14 protein-coding genes are annotated in these 19912 nt (G+C 73.2%); 9 read left to right on the top strand and 5 right to left on the bottom strand.

Annotation, left to right across the window (positions count from 1 at the left end):
- Positions 1-58: 58 nt before the first annotated feature.
- Together JW613_RS26505 and JW613_RS26500 are read right to left on the bottom strand one after the other, a co-directional pair.
- Positions 59-538 carry a ferritin-like domain-containing protein gene (locus JW613_RS26505; RefSeq protein WP_209213429.1) on the bottom strand — a complete coding sequence of 160 codons (480 nt, stop codon included), beginning with the start codon at positions 536-538 and terminating at the stop codon, positions 59-61.
- Positions 535-1245 carry a hypothetical protein gene (locus JW613_RS26500; RefSeq protein ID WP_209213428.1) on the bottom strand — a complete coding sequence of 237 codons (711 nt, stop codon included), beginning with the start codon at positions 1243-1245 and terminating at the stop codon, positions 535-537. Before JW613_RS26500 ends, JW613_RS26505 begins: the two co-directional genes overlap by 4 nt.
- A gap of 323 nt (positions 1246-1568) precedes the next feature.
- Here JW613_RS26500 and rimP point away from each other — a divergent pair, with 323 nt between their 5' ends.
- From rimP to JW613_RS26455, 9 genes are all read left to right on the top strand, one after another.
- Positions 1569-2129, top strand: a complete 561-nt coding sequence (gene rimP, locus JW613_RS26495) for a ribosome maturation factor RimP (RefSeq protein ID WP_209213427.1) — start codon at positions 1569-1571, stop codon at positions 2127-2129.
- A gap of 2 nt (positions 2130-2131) precedes the next feature.
- Positions 2132-3154 (top strand): transcription termination factor NusA, encoded by a 1023-nt coding sequence (gene nusA, locus JW613_RS26490; protein WP_099884684.1) that lies wholly within the window; start codon positions 2132-2134, stop codon positions 3152-3154.
- Between the two features lie 157 nt (positions 3155-3311).
- Positions 3312-3608 carry a YlxR family protein gene (locus JW613_RS26485; RefSeq protein ID WP_209213426.1) on the top strand — a complete coding sequence of 99 codons (297 nt, stop codon included), beginning with the start codon at positions 3312-3314 and terminating at the stop codon, positions 3606-3608.
- Positions 3609-3762: 154 nt separating this feature from the next.
- Positions 3763-6828, top strand: a complete 3066-nt coding sequence (gene infB, locus JW613_RS26480; RefSeq protein ID WP_209213425.1) for a translation initiation factor IF-2 — start codon at positions 3763-3765, stop codon at positions 6826-6828.
- Between the two features lie 196 nt (positions 6829-7024).
- Entirely contained in the window at positions 7025-7321 is a 297-nt protein-coding gene (locus JW613_RS26475) for a DUF503 domain-containing protein (protein ID WP_099884690.1), read from the top strand.
- A 122-nt stretch (positions 7322-7443) separates the two neighbouring features.
- Positions 7444-7992 carry a 30S ribosome-binding factor RbfA gene (gene rbfA / locus JW613_RS26470; RefSeq protein ID WP_209213424.1) on the top strand — a complete coding sequence of 183 codons (549 nt, stop codon included), beginning with the start codon at positions 7444-7446 and terminating at the stop codon, positions 7990-7992.
- A gap of 3 nt (positions 7993-7995) precedes the next feature.
- Positions 7996-8922, top strand: coding sequence for a tRNA pseudouridine(55) synthase TruB (truB, locus tag JW613_RS26465; protein ID WP_209213423.1), 927 nt, complete (start codon positions 7996-7998; stop codon positions 8920-8922).
- 304 nt (positions 8923-9226) lie between these two features.
- Complete coding sequence (locus JW613_RS26460; protein ID WP_209213422.1) at positions 9227-13051, top strand: serine protease; 3825 nt, start codon at positions 9227-9229, stop codon at positions 13049-13051.
- Positions 13052-13200: 149 nt separating this feature from the next.
- Entirely contained in the window at positions 13201-14148 is a 948-nt protein-coding gene (locus JW613_RS26455; RefSeq protein ID WP_099884694.1) for a bifunctional riboflavin kinase/FAD synthetase, read from the top strand.
- A gap of 100 nt (positions 14149-14248) precedes the next feature.
- On the opposite strand, the gene JW613_RS26450 is transcribed toward JW613_RS26455, so the two are convergent.
- The 3 genes from JW613_RS26450 to eccE form a co-directional block, all read right to left on the bottom strand.
- Entirely contained in the window at positions 14249-17533 is a 3285-nt protein-coding gene (locus JW613_RS26450) for an SCO5717 family growth-regulating ATPase (protein WP_307866041.1), read from the bottom strand.
- Between the two features lie 113 nt (positions 17534-17646).
- On the bottom strand, positions 17647-18351 hold the full coding sequence (locus JW613_RS26445) for a hypothetical protein (protein WP_209213421.1): 705 nt from the start codon (positions 18349-18351) through the stop codon (positions 17647-17649).
- The gene (eccE, locus tag JW613_RS26440; RefSeq protein ID WP_209213420.1) at positions 18351-19730 is read right to left on the bottom strand and encodes a type VII secretion protein EccE; all 1380 of its coding nucleotides are present in this window, start codon (positions 19728-19730) and stop codon (positions 18351-18353) included. The genes JW613_RS26445 and eccE overlap by 1 nt, the downstream gene beginning before the upstream one ends.
- Positions 19731-19912: the final 182 nt, after the last annotated feature.

Below are 19912 nucleotides of genomic sequence, written 5' to 3'. Positions count from 1 at the left end.
CACGGGCCTTTCTTCAGCACTCTCGGAGAACGCGCGCGGTATACGCGCACGGCGGGGGTCACAGCTTGCCGGGGGCGTCGGAGCCGTTCGGTGTCCCGGAGGGGGCAGCCGGTGAGTCCCCGGCCCCCAGTTCGGTGAGGCCGGGGAAAGCCACACTGCTGCCCTTCCAGCGCACCGAGCGGACCGCGGCCTCACGCAGCGCGTCGGCGGCGGTGCGCCGTCGCGCACCCTCGCTCGCCCGCACCAGGTCCGCGTACACCCCGGCGACGCGGTCCTCCAGTTGGGCCGCGAGCCGCACGGCTGCCGCGCTGTCGGGTACGGCGAAGGGCAGCGCGTAGGCGGCGGCGGCCGGTTCCGGTTCGCCGCCGAGCGAGCGGACGGTGCGGCGCAGTGCGTCCCGGCGGGCCCGGTGCGCTTCGTAGCACTCGCGCACCTCGCTCTTGCGGTCCTCGTCGATCCGTCCGCCGACGACTCCGTACCCGTAGACGGCGGCGTGCTCGGCGCGCAACGCGGCCTGGAGGGCTGTCAGTTCCTTCATCCGTCCACCGCCCCCTGGCGGCTCGGGCTCCCGCCGCCCGCCCCGTTCCCGTCGCCGGTGCCGTTCTCGCCGGTCGCCTTCTTGCCGTGCTCGTCGAGGAGGTAGCCGTGCGCCGAGCCGCAGGCGGCCACCGACGCCAGCAGCCGGGCGACCTCGGCAGGTGCGTCGCCCAGCGACTTCGTGCGTGCGGCGGCCAGTCGCCGCTCGGCCTTGGCCAGCGCCGCGAGCGCCGCCTGCTGCGTCCTGGGCACGGACTCGGTGTCCGGGCTGGGCGGCTGCGCGGAGGGGCTGGTGCCTCCGCCCGGCTGTCCGGAGCGCGTCGGTCCGGGTGTGCGGGACGGCGACCGCGGGTCGCGCGGACTCGGCGGCTTCGACGAGGGCGCCCTGGTGCTGGACTCGCTGCCGCGCAGCACCCGCACATGGCGGGCGACCTCGTCGCGCAGGGGGCGCAGCCGTGCGGCCAGCGCCGGGTGGACCTTCGCCGTCCCGTCGTAGCGGGCCAGCAGCTGCTCGCTGTCGCGGGCGGCGCTTCCACGCAGCCGTCGCGTCGCGTCCGCGCGCTCCGCGTCCGCGCTCGCTGTCGGTTCCTCGTCCGAGCAGGCCGCGACGAGCGGCAGGGCGAAACCCGCCGAGGTGGCGCCCAGCGCGCCGGTCAGTATCGACCTGCGGCGTGGTCGTGCCGCCGCCGGCGACGGCGTGAGCGACATGTGCACTCCCTGGGTGTGGGCGAACGAACGGCCAGACGGACTGCGGCCTCGCCCGGACTTGTGACCGCAGTGGGGCGCTGGTCACGCCCCGCGAGGGTACCCGGGCTTCTTCCCCCGGCCGCCCCGGGCCACCCCTGCGCGGCCGGTCCGTACCCGGACGCCGGACAGCGCCCGGTGGCGTCGGGCGGCGGCTGCGCGGCGATACGGCCGCGCGTTCCGCGACCGGGTCGGCGCAGCCCGCCACAGACGATAGGCTTGGTCGGCGACACGCCCCTGTCACAAGGCCCCCCTACAACAGCACACGCGGCCGAGGAGTCACCCGGATGAGCACCACCCAGAGCGAGAGGCTGCGCGGACTGCTGGAACCGCTCGTCAGCAAGAGGGGGTTGGATCTCGAAGAGATCGAGGTGACCCCGGCTGGAAAACGACGCGTGCTGCGTGTCGTCGTGGACGCTGACGACGGGGTTCAGCTGGACACCTGCGCGGAGCTGAGCCGCGCCTTCTCCGAAGTGCTCGACGAGAGCGACGCGATGGGCGGCGCCCCGTACGTGCTGGAGGTCACCTCGCCGGGGGCCGACCGCCCGCTGACCGAGCTGCGGCACTATCGCCGCGCCGTCGGGCGGCTCATCAAGGCGCAGCTGACCGAGGCGGCCGGGGGCGGCGAGCTGACGGCCCGCATCACGGCGGTCGACGACGAGGGTGTCGACCTGGAGGTGCCCGGGGTCAAGGGGCGCAAGCCCACAGCCCGCAGACTCGCCTTCGACGAGATCGCCAGGGCGCGGGTCGAGATCGAGTTCAACCGCAAGGCCGCGGACAAGCCGCGGCACATGTCCGCGGCCGGCGACGCCGAAGCCGCCGAGAACGAGAACGAGGAGGAGGCGTAGCCGTGGACATCGACATGAGTGCCCTGCGTGGGCTGGTCAGGGAGAAGGAGATCTCCCTCGACCTGCTGGTCGAGGCGATCGAGTCGGCCCTCCTCATCGCGTACCACCGCACCGAGGGCAGCAGGCGGGACGCGCGCGTCGAGCTGAACCGGAAGACCGGCCACGTCACCGTGTGGGCCAAGGAGAGCTCCGAGGAGCTCGAAGAGGGCGCCGAGCCGCGGGAGTTCGACGACACCCCCACCGGTTTCGGCCGGATCGCTGCGACAACGGCCAAGCAGGTCATTCTGCAGCGGCTGCGGGACGCCGAGGAAGAGGTCACCTTCGGCGAGTACGCGGGCCGGGAGGGCGATGTCGTGGCGGGCGTGGTCCAGCAGGGCAAGGACCCCAAGAGCGTGCTGGTGGACATCGGCAAGCTGGAGGCCATCCTGCCGCCGCAGGAGCAGGTACCCGGCGAGACCTACGCGCACGGCACCCGGCTGCGCACCTATGTGGTCCGCGTCGCCAAGGGCGTGCGCGGACCGTCGGTGACCCTCTCGCGTACCCACCCCAACCTGGTCAAGAAGCTCTTCGAGCTGGAGGTCCCGGAGATCGCGGACGGCTCGGTGGAGATCTCGGCCATCGCCCGAGAGGCCGGCCACCGCACCAAGATCGCTGTCCGGTCCACCCGCTCGGGACTCAACGCCAAGGGCGCCTGCATCGGGCCCATGGGCGGCCGTGTGCGCAACGTCATGGCGGAGCTGCACGGTGAGAAGATCGACATCGTGGACTGGTCCGAGGACCCGGCCGAGCTGGTCGCGAACGCCCTGTCCCCGGCCCGGGTGAGCAAGGTGGAGATTCTCGACCTGGCGGCCCGGTCGGCGCGGGTCACCGTGCCCGACTACCAGCTGTCACTGGCGATCGGTAAGGAAGGGCAGAACGCCCGCCTCGCCGCCCGGCTCACGGGCTGGCGTATCGACATCCGCCCGGACACCGCCGAAGCGGCCGGGGACGGCCGGTCCCAGGACCGCCCCGCCGAGCAGGACTGAGTCGTAGCCGGGCCCGGAGCGGAGCCGGAGCCGGTGCCGGGTTCGGCCCGGTGGGGGTGACAGCCTGCGGCCGGATGTGCACGGCCCGGCTGCGAATGAGTAACGGCGCCCTTACCCCCCAACGGGTTTCGGGGCTTCGGGGAGGTAGACTTAACCAGTGTCTGGCCGGACGCGTGGTCGGGTGTGCCCTCAGCGGACCTGCGTGGGCTGCCGGGAGCGCACCGACAAGGATGTTCTGCTGCGAGTGGTGCTTATCGGGGGCAGCCTGATCCCCGATCTTCGCGGTAGGCTGCCCGGTCGGGGTGCTTATGTGCACTCCGTTCCGTCCTGTCTCGAGCAGGCCGTCCGGCGCCGGGCATTCAACCGGGCCTTCCGGGGTCCGGGTCCGTTCGACCTCGCGGATCTGCGGGAGCATGTGGAGCGGGAAGCACGGACAAGCACCGAAAGACCGTAAGCACAGCCCGTACGGAACCTCCGTGCGGGGAGAGGTACCTCGCGAGTGGGAAGTAGGTCGAGATTGCGATGAGCACTCGATGAGTACGCGATGAGTACGCCCATGCATCAGTAGCGAAGGTCCGGCGGACGATCCCCGGGCCGTAAGGAGCAAAGTGGCTAAGGTCCGGGTATACGAACTCGCCAAAGAACTTGGAGTGGAGAGCAAGGTCGTCATGGCCAAGCTCCAAGAGCTCGGTGAATTCGTCCGTTCGGCGTCCTCGACGATCGAGGCGCCGGTGGTCCGCAAACTGACAGACGCGTTCGACGCGGGCTCCGGCGGTGGCGCCAAGAAGTCCGCAGCGAAGCCGGCGGCGCCTAAGAAGGAAGCCGCCAAGCCCGCCGCACCCAAGCCGGGTGCGAGCGCGCCGAAGCCGGGCGCACCGAAGCCCGGTGCCCCCAAGCCGGGTCCCGAGGCCCCGGTGACCCCTGCCCCGAGCCCCGCACAGGGCGACACGGGCGGTGCCGAGGCCCCCAGGCCCGGCGCCCCGAAGCCCGGTGCCCCCAAGCCGGGGCCCGCGCAGCCCGCAGCGCCCGCGAAGCCGGACTTCCAGGCGCCGCCCGCCGCGCCGGGTGGCCCCAAGCCGAGCCAGGCGCCGCGGCCGGGCGGCCAGGCCCCGAAGCCGGGTCAGGCGCCCAAGCCGGGTCAGGCTCCCAAGCCGGGCGGCCAGGGTCAGGGCCAGGGCCGTCCGCAGGGCGGTCAGGCCCCCAAGCCGGGTGGGCGCCCCTCCGGTCCCCGTCCGGGCAACAACCCCTTCACCTCCGGTGGCTCCACCGGTATGGCCCGTCCGCAGGCGCCCCGCTCCGGCGGTGCGCCCAAGCCCGGCGCTCCCAAGCCGGGTGCGCCCAAGCCGGGCCAGGGCCAGGGCGGCGGCGCCGGTGGCCAGGCGGGTCCGCGTCCGCAGGCTCCGGGTGGCGGTCGTGCCACGCCGGGCAACATGCCGCGTCCGCAGGCCCCGCAGGGCGGCGGCCCGCGTCCGGGTGGTGCCGGCGGTAACCGGCCGAACCCGGGCATGATGCCGCAGCGTCCTGCCGCGGGCCCGCGTCCGGGTCCCGGCCGTGGCGGTCCCGGTGGTGGCGGCGGTGGCCGTCCCGGTGGCGGTGGTCGTCCCGGTGGTGGCGGCGGCTTCGCCGGTCGTCCCGGTGGTGGCGGCGGCGGTCGTCCGGGTGGTGGCGGCGGTTTCGCCGGTCGTCCCGGTGGCGGTGGCCGTCCCGGTTTCGCCGGTCGTCCGGGTGGCCCCGGCGGCCGTGGTGGCACACAGGGTGCGTTCGGCCGTCCCGGCGGTCCGGCCCGCCGTGGCCGCAAGTCGAAGCGGCAGCGGCGCCAGGAGTACGAGCAGATGCAGGCGCCGTCCGTCGGCGGTGTGATGCTGCCGCGCGGCAAGGGCGAGACCGTCCGGCTGTCGCGTGGTGCCTCGCTCACGGACTTCGCGGAGAAGATCAACGCCAACCCGGCGTCGCTGGTCCAGGTGATGTTCAACCTGGGCGAGATGGTCACCGCGACCCAGTCCGTCTCCGACGAGACGCTGCACCTCCTCGGCGAGGAGATGAACTACGTCGTCCAGATCGTCAGCCCGGAGGAGGAGGACCGCGAGCTTCTCGAGTCCTTCGACATCGAGTTCGGCGAGGACGAGGGCGGCGAGACGGCGCTCATGCCGCGTCCGCCGGTGGTGACCGTCATGGGTCACGTCGACCACGGTAAGACGAGGCTGCTGGACGCGATCCGGAAGACCAACGTCATCGAGGGCGAGGCCGGCGGCATCACCCAGCACATCGGTGCCTACCAGGCGTCGACCGAGGTGAACGACGAAGAGCGCAAGATCACCTTTATCGACACCCCTGGTCACGAGGCGTTCACCGCCATGCGTGCCCGTGGTGCCAAGTCGACCGACATCGCGATCCTGGTGGTCGCGGCCAACGACGGCGTGATGCCGCAGACCGTCGAGGCGCTCAACCACGCCAAGGCGGCCGAGGTGCCGATCGTCGTCGCGGTCAACAAGATCGACGTCGAGGGTGCCGACCCGACCAAGGTCCGCGGCCAGCTGACCGAGTACGGGCTGGTGGCCGAGGAGTACGGCGGCGACACGATGTTCGTCGACATCTCCGCGCGCCAGGGGCTCAACATCGAGGAGCTGCTGGAGGCCGTGGTCCTGACCGCGGACGCCTCGCTCGACCTGCGGGCCAACCCCGACCAGGACGCGCAGGGCATCGCGATCGAGGCCCACCTCGACCGCGGCCGAGGCGCCGTGGCCACCGTGCTGGTCCAGCGCGGCACGCTGCGGGTCGGCGACACCATGGTCGTGGGCGACGCCTACGGCCGGGTGCGCGCGATGCTCGACGACAAGGGCGAGAACATCAAGGAAGCGGGTCCCTCGACCCCCGTCCTGGTGCTCGGTCTCACCAATGTCCCGGGCGCCGGCGACAACTTCCTGGTGGTCGACGAGGACCGTACGGCCCGACAGATCGCCGAGAAGCGCGCGGCGCGCGAGCGCAACGCGGCCTTCGCCAAGCGGACCCGCCGCGTCTCCCTGGAGGACCTGGACAAGGTGCTCAAGGCAGGCGAGGTGCAGCAGCTCAACCTCATCATCAAGGGCGACGCGTCCGGTTCGGTCGAGGCCCTGGAGTCCTCGCTGCTCCAGCTCGACGTCGGCGAAGAGGTGGACCTGCGCATCCTGCACCGCGGTGTGGGTGCGGTCACCGAGACCGACATCGACCTGGCGACCGGCTCCGACGCCATCGTCATCGGCTTCAACGTCCGCGCCGAGGGGCGCGCGACGCAGCTGGCCGAGCGCGAAGGCGTGGACGTCCGCTACTACTCGGTGATCTACCAGGTCATCGAGGAGATCGAGGCGGCCCTCAAGGGCATGCTCAAGCCGGAGTACGAAGAGGTCGAGCTGGGTACGGCGGAGATCCGCGAGATCTTCCGCTCGTCCAAGCTGGGCAACATCGCGGGTGTCATCATCCGCTCCGGCGAGGTGCGCAGGAACACCAAGGCCCGCGTCATCCGGGACGGCAAGGTCGTGGCGGAGAACCTCAACATCGAGGGCCTGCGTCGCTTCAAGGACGATGTCACCGAGATCCGCGAAGGCTTCGAGGGCGGTATCAACCTCGGAAACTTCAACGACATCAAGGTCGAGGACGTCATCGCGACGTACGAGATGCGGGAGAAGCCGCGCGGCTGAGCCGCGATGAGCGCTGTCCGCGCGTAGCGCGGTCCACCGGGGACGGTGGTCGCGCGATGCGCGGGCCGGGGCCGACCGGCGGAAGATATTTCCGTCGATCGGCCCCGGCCGTTGCGTGTACGGTGCCAGTGAAGCCACGCCCCCAGCCTCCGCTGGTGGCACCCCAAGGCCCCACGGGTGGCATGACCCGCACTGTATGTACGTAGGGACGCTGTCCTTCGATCTGCTTCTCGGCGACGTGCGGTCGCTCAAGGAGAAGCGCTCCGTCGTCCGCCCCATCGTCGCCGAGCTGCAGCGCAAATATGCGGTCAGCGTCGCCGAGACGGGGGAGCAGGACCTCTTCCGCAGGGCCCATATCGGGCTGGCGGCCGTGTCCGGGGACGCGGGGCACCTCAGCGACGTGCTCGACCGCTGCGAGCGGCTGGTCGCCGCGCGTCCTGAGGTGGAACTGCTGTCCGTGCGGCGGCGGTTCCACGGCGAGGACGATGAATAGACGCACGCCGCGACACGCACCGCCGCGACAGGCGCAGCAGTGGCACAGGTGCGGCAGTGGCACAAACGCAGGGAAAACGCAGCAGCGCGTGAGCGCATGGCGCAGAGCAAGGAGACGGACCAGTGGCCGACAATGCGCGGGCGAAGAGGCTGGCGGACCTCATCCGTGAGGTGGTCGCCGAGAAGCTGCACCGAGGGATCAAGGACCCGCGGCTCGGCACACATGTGACCGTCACCGACACCAGGGTCACCGGCGACCTCAGGGAAGCGACGGTCTTCTACACCGTCTACGGCGACGAGGAGGACCGCAAGGCGGCTGCCGCGGGTCTGGAGAGCGCCAAGGGCGTGCTCCGCTCCGCCGTCGGTTCGGCGGCCGGCATCAAACACACACCCAGCCTGACGTTCGTGGCGGACGCGCTGCCGGAGTCCGCCAAGACGATCGACGAGGCGCTCGCCCGGGCCCGGGCCGCCGACGAGGAGGTCCGCAAGGCCTCCTCCGGCGCCTCGTACGCCGGTGAGCCCGACCCTTACCGCAAGCCGGGCGAGCCCGGGCTCGACGACGAGGCGGACGACGCTGACGACGCGGAAGTCTCGGATGCTTCGGCCGCCTCGGAGTCCTCGGACGGCCGGGAGAGCCCGGGCGCTGCCGGCGGCAAGGACGAGAGCGCCTGATCCGTGGCACGTAGGAGAGACAACGGCCCCGGCGGGCTGATCATCGTCGACAAGCCCGCCGGGTTCACCTCGCACGACGTGGTGGCCAAGCTGCGCGGTATGGCCCGCACCCGCCGCGTCGGCCACGCGGGGACCCTCGACCCCATGGCCACCGGTGTGCTGGTCATCGGCACCGAGCGGGCCACCCGGCTGCTCGGCCACCTCGCCCTGACGGAGAAGGAGTACGTCGCGACCGTCCGGCTCGGTCAGGAGACCGTGACGGAGGACGCCGAGGGCGAGATCACCGCGGCCCGGGGCGCCAAGGACCTCGACCGGGAGCGCGTGGACGCCGCCGTGGCCGAGCAGACCGGGCAGATCTCGCAGATCCCCTCGACCGTCAGTGCCGTCAAGGTGGACGGCAAGCGAGCCTATGCGCGGGTGCGCGAGGGAGAGGAGGTGGAGCTGGCCGCCCGGCCGGTCACCGTCTCCTCCTTCGTGGTGCACGACGTACGCGAGGAGACCGCCGAGGACGGCACACCGGTGACCGACCTGCTGGTGTCGGTGGTCTGCTCGTCCGGCACCTATGTGCGTGCGCTCGCCCGCGACGTGGGCGCAGCGCTGGGAACGGGCGGCCATCTGACCGCGCTGCGGCGCACCCGGGTCGGCCCGTACGGGCTGGACGGCGCGCACACCCTGGAACGGCTGCAGGAGCACGTGGACGCCGAAGAGCCGCTGCCCGTCCTGCCGCTGGGCGAGGCGGCTGCTGCCGCGTTCTCCCGCTGGGACGTCGACGAGGAGCAGGCGCGGCGGATCGGCAACGGCGTCCAGCTGCGGATGCCGGCGGATGCCGTCGGACGGGGCCCGGTAGCGGTGTTCGGGCCCGGAGGGCAGTTCGTCGCGCTGGTGGCGGAGCAGGGGGGTAGGGCCAAGAGCCTCGCCGTCTTCGTGTGAGGGACGGCTGCTGCCGTACCGCGAGCTCTCCTATTCCCAGGCCGGCAACGGGTCTGTCTCCGTGTGGGGGACGGGCCCGTCTTCGTGTGGGTGACATTCCGCCTGCCGTGCGGCCGACGGCGCCGTCCTCTGGTGAGTGATGCGCCGGGATATGCCTGAGCGCCGGCGCATTCACCCGGGTGGGCGGGCGCTCGGGGTGAAGCGCGGGCGCGCGCGGGGGCGCGTTCGGCGCCGGGCCTGTTGCCGCTGATCAACCCCGCTCTACGGTCGACGCGGCGGTGTGGCCGGCGCGGAGGTTCGAGCGATGTCGACGGTGTGCGGGAGACCCACGCTGGTTCGCGTCCGCGATCTGGCGGGACGGGCGCGTGGCCTCGGGTTCGTCGCCGACCGCCTCGGCACGGTGGTGACCAGCCACGAGGCGGTGGACGGCCTCAGCAGAGCCGTCCTGCACGCGCAGGGGACCACGTTCGTCGCGGAGAGCCGCGACATCACGCCGTTGCCCGAGTGGGACCTGGCGCTCATCCACACGCCTGGGCTGCCCCGAATGGAACCGCTGGTCATCGGCGGAGAGCGGCCGCACCCCGAAAACCCGGCCGTGGTGCTGACGGAGGACGGACCGCTCCCCACCACGCTGAGCGGCACCGTACCGGCCGTCTACACCTCGACCGCCCGCTACCACTCCGTCGAACGGGTGCTGCGGCTCGAACTGCCGGCAGCCGCCGCCGTCCCGCTGCGACTGTCCCGCTGGGCGTCCGGCGCCCCCGTCGCGGACTTTGCCACCGGGGCCGTCCTCGGAGTGCTGGGCACCGCGCTGCACGCCACAACTGGGCAGCCCGGCCCCTTCGCGGTGCCGCTGCACACGGCAGGTGCGTCGGCGCCCGACGGGCCGCTGGGCGTACTGCTGCGCCGCAACGGTGCCTCCGCGCCCGGCTTCGGTCCCGATCTGAACCTGGCCGGTGTACTGCGGCTGGCCGCGGCTTCCGTGGGCCCCGCGACGGAAGGCTGCGCACACGCGGTGACCCGGCCCGAAGTCGCCGAGCACTTCGACCTGTTCTCCTACAGCGGGGCCGCTGTCCTCGCGTTGGTGGGCGCTCCCGGCACCGGCCGCACCACCGAACTCGCCGCCGTCGCGGCGCGCCGGGCGCGTGCGGCGGCAGCCGCGCCGAGCGTCTGGCTGCGCGGCGCCGAACTGCGGCCGGACGACACCTGTCTCCGGGAAGCGGTCGGCCGCGCACTCGCAGCGGCGAGCGGAAGCGTGACCCCACCCTGGCAGCCGGGTGGAAGCGGGACCGTGCCTGCGGAGCTTGCCGCACCGGCTGATCCGGCGCCGACCGGTCGACCGGCAGACGGTTCGCACGATGTCGACCCCGATGCGGTCGCGCGCCTGGCAAGTGCTGCGGGACGGCCGCTGCTGATCATGCTGGACGCGCCGGAGGAGATGCCACTCCGCCTCGCGCACGCGCACACGCTGCGGCAGTGGACCGTTCGTACGGCCGACTGGCTGCGGGCTTCCGGCGCGCGGCTGGCGGTCGCCTGCCGCCCCGAGTTCTGGGACCAGGCAGCCGCGCTCTTCCCCGAGGACATGCTCTACGCACTCGCCGGTACCGAGGGCAGTGTCCGGGTGGGGCAGCTGGCGCCGCGGCAGGCCGTCCGGGTCCGGGCCGCCCACGGACTACCGGACGGTGTCCTCGCACCCCGGGACGCCGGCCACCCGCTGGCGATCCGGATGCTGGCCCAGGTGCGTGCCGCGCAAGGCGCCCTGTGCGGACGCACGCTGCCGGGCCCGCTGGACCCTCCGGTCACGCCGGGTTGCTCCGATGCGCCGGACCCTGCTGCGGATGTGGCCGAGGCGGTCGATGCGGCGCAGGTGGTCGAACCCGCCCCGGCCCGCCACGAGATCTTCTCCGCCTTCCTCGATCTGCTGTGCCTGCGCGGTGCGCAGCGCCTCGCCTGGCGAGGCGAGGAGGAGGGCGACGCCGGGCTGTTGCAGCAGTCGGCAGGAACAGCGGTCGGCGGGGCAGGGGACCCGGCTTCGGTGCGGCGCCTCGCCGCCCGGGTCGCAGGCCGGCTGCACGAGGCCGCTCGCCGCTGTCTCGCCTCCGGGCAGGGCGAGTTGAGCCGCGCCGCTTTCGACGAGCTCTTCCCCCGGCACGACGGCTGGGCGTCCGCGGTCTTGGCGGAGGGGGCGCTGGCCCCCGCAGGTGAGGGATACCGGTTCGTGGACGAGGAATTCTCCGACTGGCTGCAGGGCTGCCACCTCGATCTCGATGTGGCGCTGGACGCACTGGTGCAATACCGGGGCCCGGACGTCACCGGTACCGCACCGGTGCCCCGGCACCGCATCGGGCCGGTCGTCCAGGCGCTGCTGCTGTGCGACCGCAGGGACGGCGCGGAGGCGCTCGCCCCGCGGCTGCGCCGGTTGGCCGACGCGCTGGACGGCGCGTTGGACGGAGTCGCGGAGCCAGGCCCGGACGACGACACTCTCGACGGCGCGGAAGACAGTGCGCCGAACGGCGAGATCGTGTGGTGGGCCGCGCACCTGCTGGCCGAGACGCTGCCGCAACTGCCCGAGGTGGGCTCGTATGTGCGGGTGCTGGTAGGCCTTGCCAAGCGCGTGGCCGAGCGGCAGGACAGCGCACTGCTGCGGGACCGCTTCGGGCCCGGTTTCTGGGCCGGACTGCGGCTGGAAGCCACCGAGAAGGCGGAGCTGCTGCGCCACCTGCTGCCTGCCGACCCCCCAGCGGACCAACCGTGCGAACGGGGCCGCTGTCTGGACCTGCTGGAGGAACTCCTCACGGCCGAACCCCGCACTGTGCAACCACTGCTGTGCGAGTGGTTCAGCGACCTGCGGCCCCTGAGGCGGCGTACGGACATGGACGACCGCACAGTGCCCACTGTGGCAACCGCCGCCCAGGCGCTGCTGTACACCCACCGGCGCCGTGCGGCGGACGAGTTGACCGACGCTCTCGTCGACGCCGCACACCCGCGCGCCGACGAACTCCTGGCCGAGTTGGTACGCGACGAACTCCCCGCCATGTGCCGAGCCGTCGAACGGTGGGCGCACGAGACCCACGCCGGACGTCAGACGGCCGCCGCGGGCTACGGGGTGCTGGCGGCGCGCCGGGCCCGTACCGACGCCGACCGCAAGTTGCTGCGGTCGGCCGCGCGTGCACTGCTGCGCCGTCCCGTGCACCGGCCCGCGGACCGGACCCTGCACACCGCGGCGCTCGCCGTGCTCGTACGTGACCCGCGCAGCCGCTCCCAGCACATGGCTGCTGCCCTGCGCCGCTTCACCGAGTCGGGGGACGCCGAGCTGGCGGCCGCCCTGGGTACCGCGCTGGCCACACACCCGGAGCCGGTGCTCGCCGCCTTCCACGCGTTGCTCACCGGGCCTGCCGACCCCGCGGCGCAGTCCGAGGCCGTACGAGCTCTCGCCCGGGTGGACACCCCGGCGCTGGCCCGCCGCGCCGCGCTGCTGGTGCGCGAGCACGCCGAGCTCCGTCCCTGGCGGGCCCGCGACGACGTGGCCCGCTTCGTGGGGCGTCGCCTGCGGCACGGTCCGGGCGCTCGTGCCGTGCTGCGCCCGCTGGTGGCTGAGCTGCTGTGCGAGGAGGAACCCGTCTTCCGGGCCCGGCTGGCCGGGGCGCTCGGCGCGGGGGAGGGGCCGCTGCGCGACGAGCTGCTGGACCTCCTGCTCGCCCAGGAGAAGGACGACTCCGTCCTGGAGGCCGCGCTGGACGCCGTGGCGCGGCGCGCGATCGTCGTGCGGCCCCGGGGCACGACCGTGCCCGACGGCGACTCCGACAGTGCTTCCGGCGCTGCTTCCGGCCACGGGTCCGGCGGAGCTTCCGACTGTGGGTCCGAGGCGAGGTTCGTGCGGCGCATCGGGACGCTGATGGCCGACACGGCGCAGGGCGCGGCCTCCTTCGACCGGGCGCTCGCCGGCCTGGCCCGGGAGCTGCCCGGGTTCGCGAGGGCCCTCCGTGTCTGGGTGGCGCGGGCGCCGCAGGAGTGGACGCCGGTGCTGGGGCCTCGCGCCCGCCGGCTGTGCGACACGCTGGAGGCACAGCCACCAGGTGAAGACCTGCTGGACGCACCCGTGCTGAACGAGGACGCCCGGCGGCCCTGACCGGCGGACGGCGCCGCCCATGCGCCGACCGCCGGAGGTGGGTCCGTGCGGGCCGGGACGGCGGGGCATGGCACCCTTGGACCGGCGAGACCCGCCGACAGCACCATCGGCACAGGTACTGGCGAACTAGGTAGCGACGAGGAGCAGACGTGCAGCGCTGGCGTGGCTTGGAGGACATCCCCGAGGGCTGGGGGCGCAGCGTCGTCACCATCGGCTCGTACGACGGGGTGCACCGGGGGCACCAGCTCATCATCGGCAGGACGGTGGAGCGCGCCAGGGAGCTGGGCGTCCCCGCCGTCGTCGTCACCTTCGACCCGCACCCCAGCGAGGTCGTCCGGCCGGGCAGCCACCCCCCGCTGCTCGCACCGCACCACCGACGCGCCGAACTCATGGGCGAGCTGGGCGTGGACGCCGTCCTGGTGCTGCCCTTCACCTCCGACTTCTCCAAGCTGTCGCCCGCCGACTTCGTGGTGAAGGTGCTCGTCGACAAGCTGCACGCACGCAGCGTCGTCGAAGGCCCGAACTTCCGCTTCGGGCACAAGGCGGCCGGTACCGTCGAGTCCCTGGCCGAGCTCGGTGAGACGTACGACTACGACGTGGTCGTCGTCGACCTGTTCGAGCGTACGGAGAGCGGAGAGGCGTTCTCCTCCACGATGGCGCGGCGACTGGTGGCCGAGGGCGATGTGCGCGGCGCGAGCGAGGTGCTGGGACGACCGCACCGCGTCGAAGGGGTCGTGGTACCGGGCGCCCGGCGCGGACGCGAGCTCGGCTACCCCACGGCGAACGTCGACACGCTGCCGCACACCGCCATCCCTGCCGACGGTGTGTACGCGGGCTGGCTGAACGTCGAGGGCGAGGCGATGCCGGCCGCCCTCTCCGTGGGCACCAATCCGCAGTTCGAGGGCACCGAGCGGACCGTCGAGGCGTACGCCATCGACCGTGTCGACCTGGAGCTGTACGGGCTGCACGTAGCCGTCGACTTCCTCGAGTACATCCGGGGCCAGGAGAAGTTCGACACCCTCGAAGCACTGAAGGACCGGATGGCCCAGGACGTCGAGGAGGCCCGGCGCTCGGTGACGGCGGCGGCCGAAGGCTGAGGGAGCCGCGCACGAGGCCCCGACACGGGCAGAGCACGAGGGAGGGGCGGCGGACACTGTCCGCCGCCCCTCCCTCGTGCTGCCGCTGCTGGTACCGGTGTTACTGCTGCTGCCAGCCGCTGCCGGGCTGGGGCTGGCCCGGGTTCCCGGGGTGTCCCGGGCCCGGGTATCCGTAGCCACCGCCCGCTCCGTACGGCGGGGGCTGCTGCTGGGCATGCGGCGGGCCGGCTGCCGCGCCGGGGTGTCCGGGCTGGGCGGCCTGGCCAGGGACCCCACCCTGGCCGGGCATCGGCGGGGCGAGCTGCGGCGGCGGGTTGCCGTCCGCCGTCCACAGCCCCTGCTCCTGCTGGGCCCGTGCGAAGTCCTCGGCCACCATCGCGGACAGGTTGAAGTACGCCTCCCGTGTCCGCGGCCGCATCATGTTCAGATCCAGCTCGGCACCTGCCGACAGGTGCTCGTCGAACGGGACGGTGATCACGCCGCGGCACCGGGTCTCGAAGTGCGCCACGATGTCCTCGACCCGGATCATCTTCCCGACCTCGCGCACCCCGGAGATCACCGTGATGCTCCGCTGCACCAGCTCCGAGTAGCCGTGCGCGGCCAGCCAGTCCAGCGTCGTACTGGCGCTGCTCGCACCGTCCACCGACGGCGTGGAGATGATGATGAGCTGGTCCGCGAGATCCAGCACCCCGCGCATCGCGGAGTAGAGCAGGCCGGTGCCCGAGTCCGTCAGGATGATCGGGTACTGCCTGCCCAGGACGTCGATGACGCGCCGGTAGTCGTCGTCGTTGAACGTCGTCGAGATCGCCGGGTCGACGTCGTTGGCCAAGATCTCCAGCCCGGACGACGCCTGAGAGGTGAACCGGCGGATGTCCATGTAGCTGTTGAGGTACGGGATCGCCGTGACCAGGTCCCGGATGGTGGCTCCGGTCTCGCGCCGTACCCGGCGGCCGAGCGTGCCCGCGTCCGGGTTGGCGTCGATGGCGATCACCTTGTCCTGGCGCTCACTGGCGAGCGTCGAGCCCAGCGCCGTGGTGGTCGTCGTCTTCCCCACACCGCCCTTGAGACTGATGACGGCGATCCGGTAGCACGAGAGCACGGGAGTGCGGATCACATCCAGCTTGCGCTGCCGCTCCGCCTCCTCCTTCTTGGCACCGAACTTGAAACGCGAGCTCTTGTTGCCCGACTGGGGGCGCGGCTTCTTCTTGTTGTTGATCAGCCGGTCCGAGGACAGCTCGACCGCGGCCGTGTAGCCCAGCGGTGAGCCGGACTGGTCCACCCGGCGCGGATCCACAGCGCCCGGGTGCGGCTGGAGCGGCTGCTGCGCCTGGGCGGGCGGCAGGCCCTGGGCCGCCTGATGAGCCTGGGCCGGGGGCTGCTGCTGCGCCGGCTGCTGCGGCTGTGCTGCTCCCGGGGCCTGGGGCTGTTGGGCCTGCGCCGGCTGCTGCGCCGGTGCGGGCAGTTGTGCGGGTGGCTGACCCTGCCCCTGGGGCGGCACGCCGGGCTGCGCTGCCTGGCCGGGGTAGCCGTAACCGGGCCCGGGCTGACCGGGCTGTTGAGCTCCGGCCTGCTGCTGACCGTGCGGCGGCACGGGCCCGCTCGCCCCAGGAGGCTGGTAGGGCTGACCGGGGTGCGGCTGACCGGGCACCGGGTCGCCCGGCTGCTGCTGCGCGGGCGGCACTGCGGCGCCGTGGGGGCCGTGGGGGTGCTGCCCTGCCTGCGGGTAGCCGTAGCGGCTCTCCTGCGGCCCGCCCGGCTGCTGTCCCTGCGCCTGCTGCGGAGGTTGCCCCTGCGCCTGCTGCGGGATCTGCGGGGCCTGCGGGCTGTTCGGGGGCTGTGGGTTCTGCGGAACCTGCGGGTTCTGCGGAGCGTGCGGGTTCTGCGGAGCATGGTGGGGCTGCTGCGGCGCGTACGGTGCCGCAGGCAGCGCCTGTGCGGCTGGCGGTTGCGCCGGTGCCTGCCCCTGGTTTCCGGTCTGCTCCGGTCCTGGGCTTCCGCCCTGACCGTGCCCCTGCGGCGGATGTGCGGTCTCGTCCTGCGGCGCCGCCTCCGCACCAGGACGCGCGTCGGCGCCCTGCCATGCCGGGCCCGGCGGCGGTGCCGCAGCGGCGGGCTGGAAGTCGGGCGGCAGCGGAGGCAGCCCCTGCGCGCCCCCGATGGTGCTGCCGCTTCCCCCGGCTGGCGGGGCAGGGGAGAGCGGATGGGGCGGCACGGCGTCCCGCGGCTCCGCGTCCTGCGGCTCGGCGGCCGCCTGCGCGGGCGGGGCCTCGGCGTACCGGCGCTCGCCGGAGGGAGCCTCCAAGTCGAAGTCGTACGTGGTGGGAACCGCGTCCTGCGGCTCCTCCGCCTCGCTGGCGTCGTCCTGGCCGTCGGCGCCGCTGTCCGCGCTCTCCGGTGCCGAGATGTCCTGTGGCGGGCTCGCGGCGGGCTGGTCGCCGCCCTGCTGCTCCTTGGCGGCGTATGCGGCGATCTCCCGGCGCAGCGCGGCGGCGGAGAAGCGCATGGTGGCGCCGTCGCCGACATCGGCCGAGGTGCGCGACTCCTCGGAGGCCTCCGAGTCATCGGAGGCCTCCGAGTCAGTCGACGCCTGCGTCGGTTCAGAAGGCTCCGGTTCCGGCTCCGGCGCGCCTTCGGGTACGGCGTCCGGCTGCGACTCCGGTTCGGACGCCGCTGTGGACGGTGCGCGCCAACTCGGCGAGGCGGCACTCGACAGCTCCTCGCCGTCTCCGCGCTCGTCGTCCGGACGGTCCGCGCCGGTGCGGTCCTCGCCCACGCGGTCCGCGGCAGTGCCGAAACCGCCCGCGTCGGCGCCGAAGGAGTCAGGACCGAGGTCGTCGGCCGCGTCGGCCGTCCGCTCGTTCTCCTGCTGCGCGTCCAGCCCGCTCGCCGCGTCCACGGCGTCCTGTGGCTGTGCCCCCGAATCCGGCTCCGGTTCCGACTCCGTTTCCTCGGCCCGCGGTTCGCTGAACGGCTGGAGCGAGGGGAAGGCCGGCAGGTCGTCGGACGGGCTGCCGCTCTCCGGGGAGCCGGGCGCCTCGTGGTCGGGCCGCGGGGCAGCGGAGTCCGGTGGGGTGGACGGCGCCGACGGAGCGGCCGAACCGGCCCACCAGTCGGTGTCGTTGAACCGTGCACCACCGTAGGCCGACTCGTCTGCCGAGGGGGTCCCCTGTCCCGGCCCGGACGTCGGTGCGGGCGCGCTCGCGGGTGTCGTCTCCTGGGGCTCGGGCCTGCTGGCCGCGTCCTGCGTGTACCAGGCAGGCGGCGTGTAGTCGATGGTGAACTGGCCCGTCGACTCCGTCTCGCTCTCGGCATCCGCTTCCGCGTCGAGCTGGTCGGAGCCGGGCATGGTCCCGCGGACGCGGATCTCGTCCCGGTCGCTGCTCACAATGCCTCCTGCTGTGGTCATTCACCCCGGTTTGCCGCGCGTCCGCCCACGCGCGTCAGTCCAGCCTAATCATCGCAACTGTCGCGCGGGGAGCGCGGTCCCGCGACCGGTGGTCAGTCCAGTCGGCGCGGAGTCCCCAGCAGTCCCGACTCCGCGTCGGTCGGCTGCGTGAGCGCGTACTGCCTCTCGCGCCGTGTGCACCACAGCGTGACACCGTCGCCCAGGGTGGACAGCGCCTCCACCTCCTGCTGCGGCAACTGCATGACGCGCCCGATCTGCTGTGCCTCGTCCGGAGAGACCCGCTGAATGCCGACCAGCGACGCTCCGCGCAGCAGCCGGGGAGCGACAGGGCTCAGATACGGCAGCAGCGTCAGTACGGACTGCCACGGCATGGAGGCGACACGGCCGCGCGGCGGACGCATGCCGCAGTCCCGCACGATCAGCACCGGACTGCTCACCGTGGGGCCCATGGGCGGCACCCGCCCCACGTCGTAGAGCGTGATGCACTCCTGGCCCGCTCCTGCCGCCTGCACGAGGTTCGTCCACACCTGGGCCCGGCCGGTCTCCACCGCGACCCGTGCGCCCGCCCCGGCCAGCCGCAGCGCCAGCACCTGGGCCGTCCACAGGCCGCCGATGAGCACCACGTCGTACGGGGACGGATGGTGGAAGCCGACCACCTGGGGGCGGCCCTCCGCGTCGTTCCCGACCACCACGCCGTCGTCCCCGATGGGCAGCGACAGCGCGCCCAAGTGGTCCGCGTACACGGCGTGCTCCGTACGGCGCGGACCCAGCAGCCCTTGCGTGTAGCGGCTCGCCATCAGCGCACACCCCCCAGCGGCAGCGTCGCGAAGGCGCCGGGCAGCTGTTCGCGGTCCAGCCGCACCAGCCCGACCCGCGCCGAGCGGGCGGCCCGCTCCAGATGCCGTCGGGCCGTCGCCAGTTCGTTGTCCGAGCGGCCCGTCAGACGCACATGGCCGCTGACCGTGACCGCGCTGCGGCGAGCCGAGCGGCCCAGCGTCATGCTGAACGTCGTGGTGAACGTCGGAGCGGAGGTCAGCAGCGCCACCAGCCGTGGAAGCGGGGTGGCGGCACGGCCCAACTCCGGCCAGCGGCCGACGCCGTAGGTGGTGTGCCACCGGTCGTCGCACCGCCAGGCGCGCGTGGACTCGGCGGTGCGCCGCGCGGGCGCCGCGTCGGGTCGGCTCGCCCTGGCCGTGGCCGCCGGGCTCACACAGGCGGACGTCGCGACCGCGGCTATCAGCTCCTGCTCGTTGAGCACCGTGGCCACGAAACCGGTGCCCGTCACCCGGCTGGCCAGATGGTCCGCGGCACGCACCAGGCAGCGCTGCGCGCCCTCCAGACCGCCGCCGCGTGCCTCGACCGCCTCGGGGGACAGCTCCGGATCGAACTTCAGCGCCACCCAGGTCAGCCGCAGCGCGGGCGACCCGGTCTGCTCCTGCAGCGGCGCATAGCTGCGCCGCGCCACCGACTGGTCCGGCAGATGGGGCGCGGGAGCCGGCTGCACGTGCTGCACCACCTGGACGGACTCCAGCGCGATGCCGTCCACGTCGAGCGCGTCGTGCATCAGCTCCAGCGGCAGGGCGCGCGCGCCGAAGGCCGGGCGCAGCGCGCTGGGAGCGGCCTCGATGCGCACCAGAGCCGTCAGGAACGTGCCGTCGCCCAGCATCCCTATGGTGCGCCGCTTCTTGTCGACGTAGGCGTATGTGCGCAGCGCTGGAGCGCACTCCACCAGTGGGAGGAAGCCCGCGTCGATCCGCTCGCCCTCCTCGTCCAGCACCGTCGCGGGCGTCAGCGGCTGGCCCGCGGCGCGCCTGCGGGCCCGTAGCGCCAGCAGCGTGCTGAACCAGTCGTGGACCGAGCGGTGATGCCTGCGCATCACCGCCAGCGCCACCAGCACGGCAGCGACCACCACGCCCGGCACCAGCAGCAGCCGGTCGACGGCCGCAGCGATCAACAGCACCGCACCCGCCAGCTCCAGCAGCACCAGTTGTTGCAACTGGAACGGTCCCAGCCGGCTCGTACGCGACTCGGTCCGCAGGGCCGTCGAGGCGGGGACCCGGCCGGCGGGGCGGGAGGCCGCGGATGCGGACGCGGCGGCTCCCTGGCGCCGGGACGCACCCGGCCCGGAGCGGCTCGTGGTGCCGGCCGCACCCCGCGCCCGCGTCGCAGATCCCATCCGAGAAGGCCCCCTCATGTCCGAATTCGCCCCACTCGTTGGGGGCGTTGGGCGGGCGATCACGATACCGGAGCGGCACAAGGCAATCCCCAACCGGCATAGTAGGGGCCCGGTCCGACAATCGGCAGCGCCCGCGGGCGTCGCGCGGACCGGTGAGCGGTACCGTTCCGGGCCGGCCGGGG

It is taken from the genome of Streptomyces smyrnaeus (assembly GCF_017676345.1).
GTDB classification, from domain to species: domain Bacteria; phylum Actinomycetota; class Actinomycetes; order Streptomycetales; family Streptomycetaceae; genus Streptomyces; species Streptomyces smyrnaeus.
This window is presented reverse-complemented; position numbering and strand designations above follow the sequence as displayed.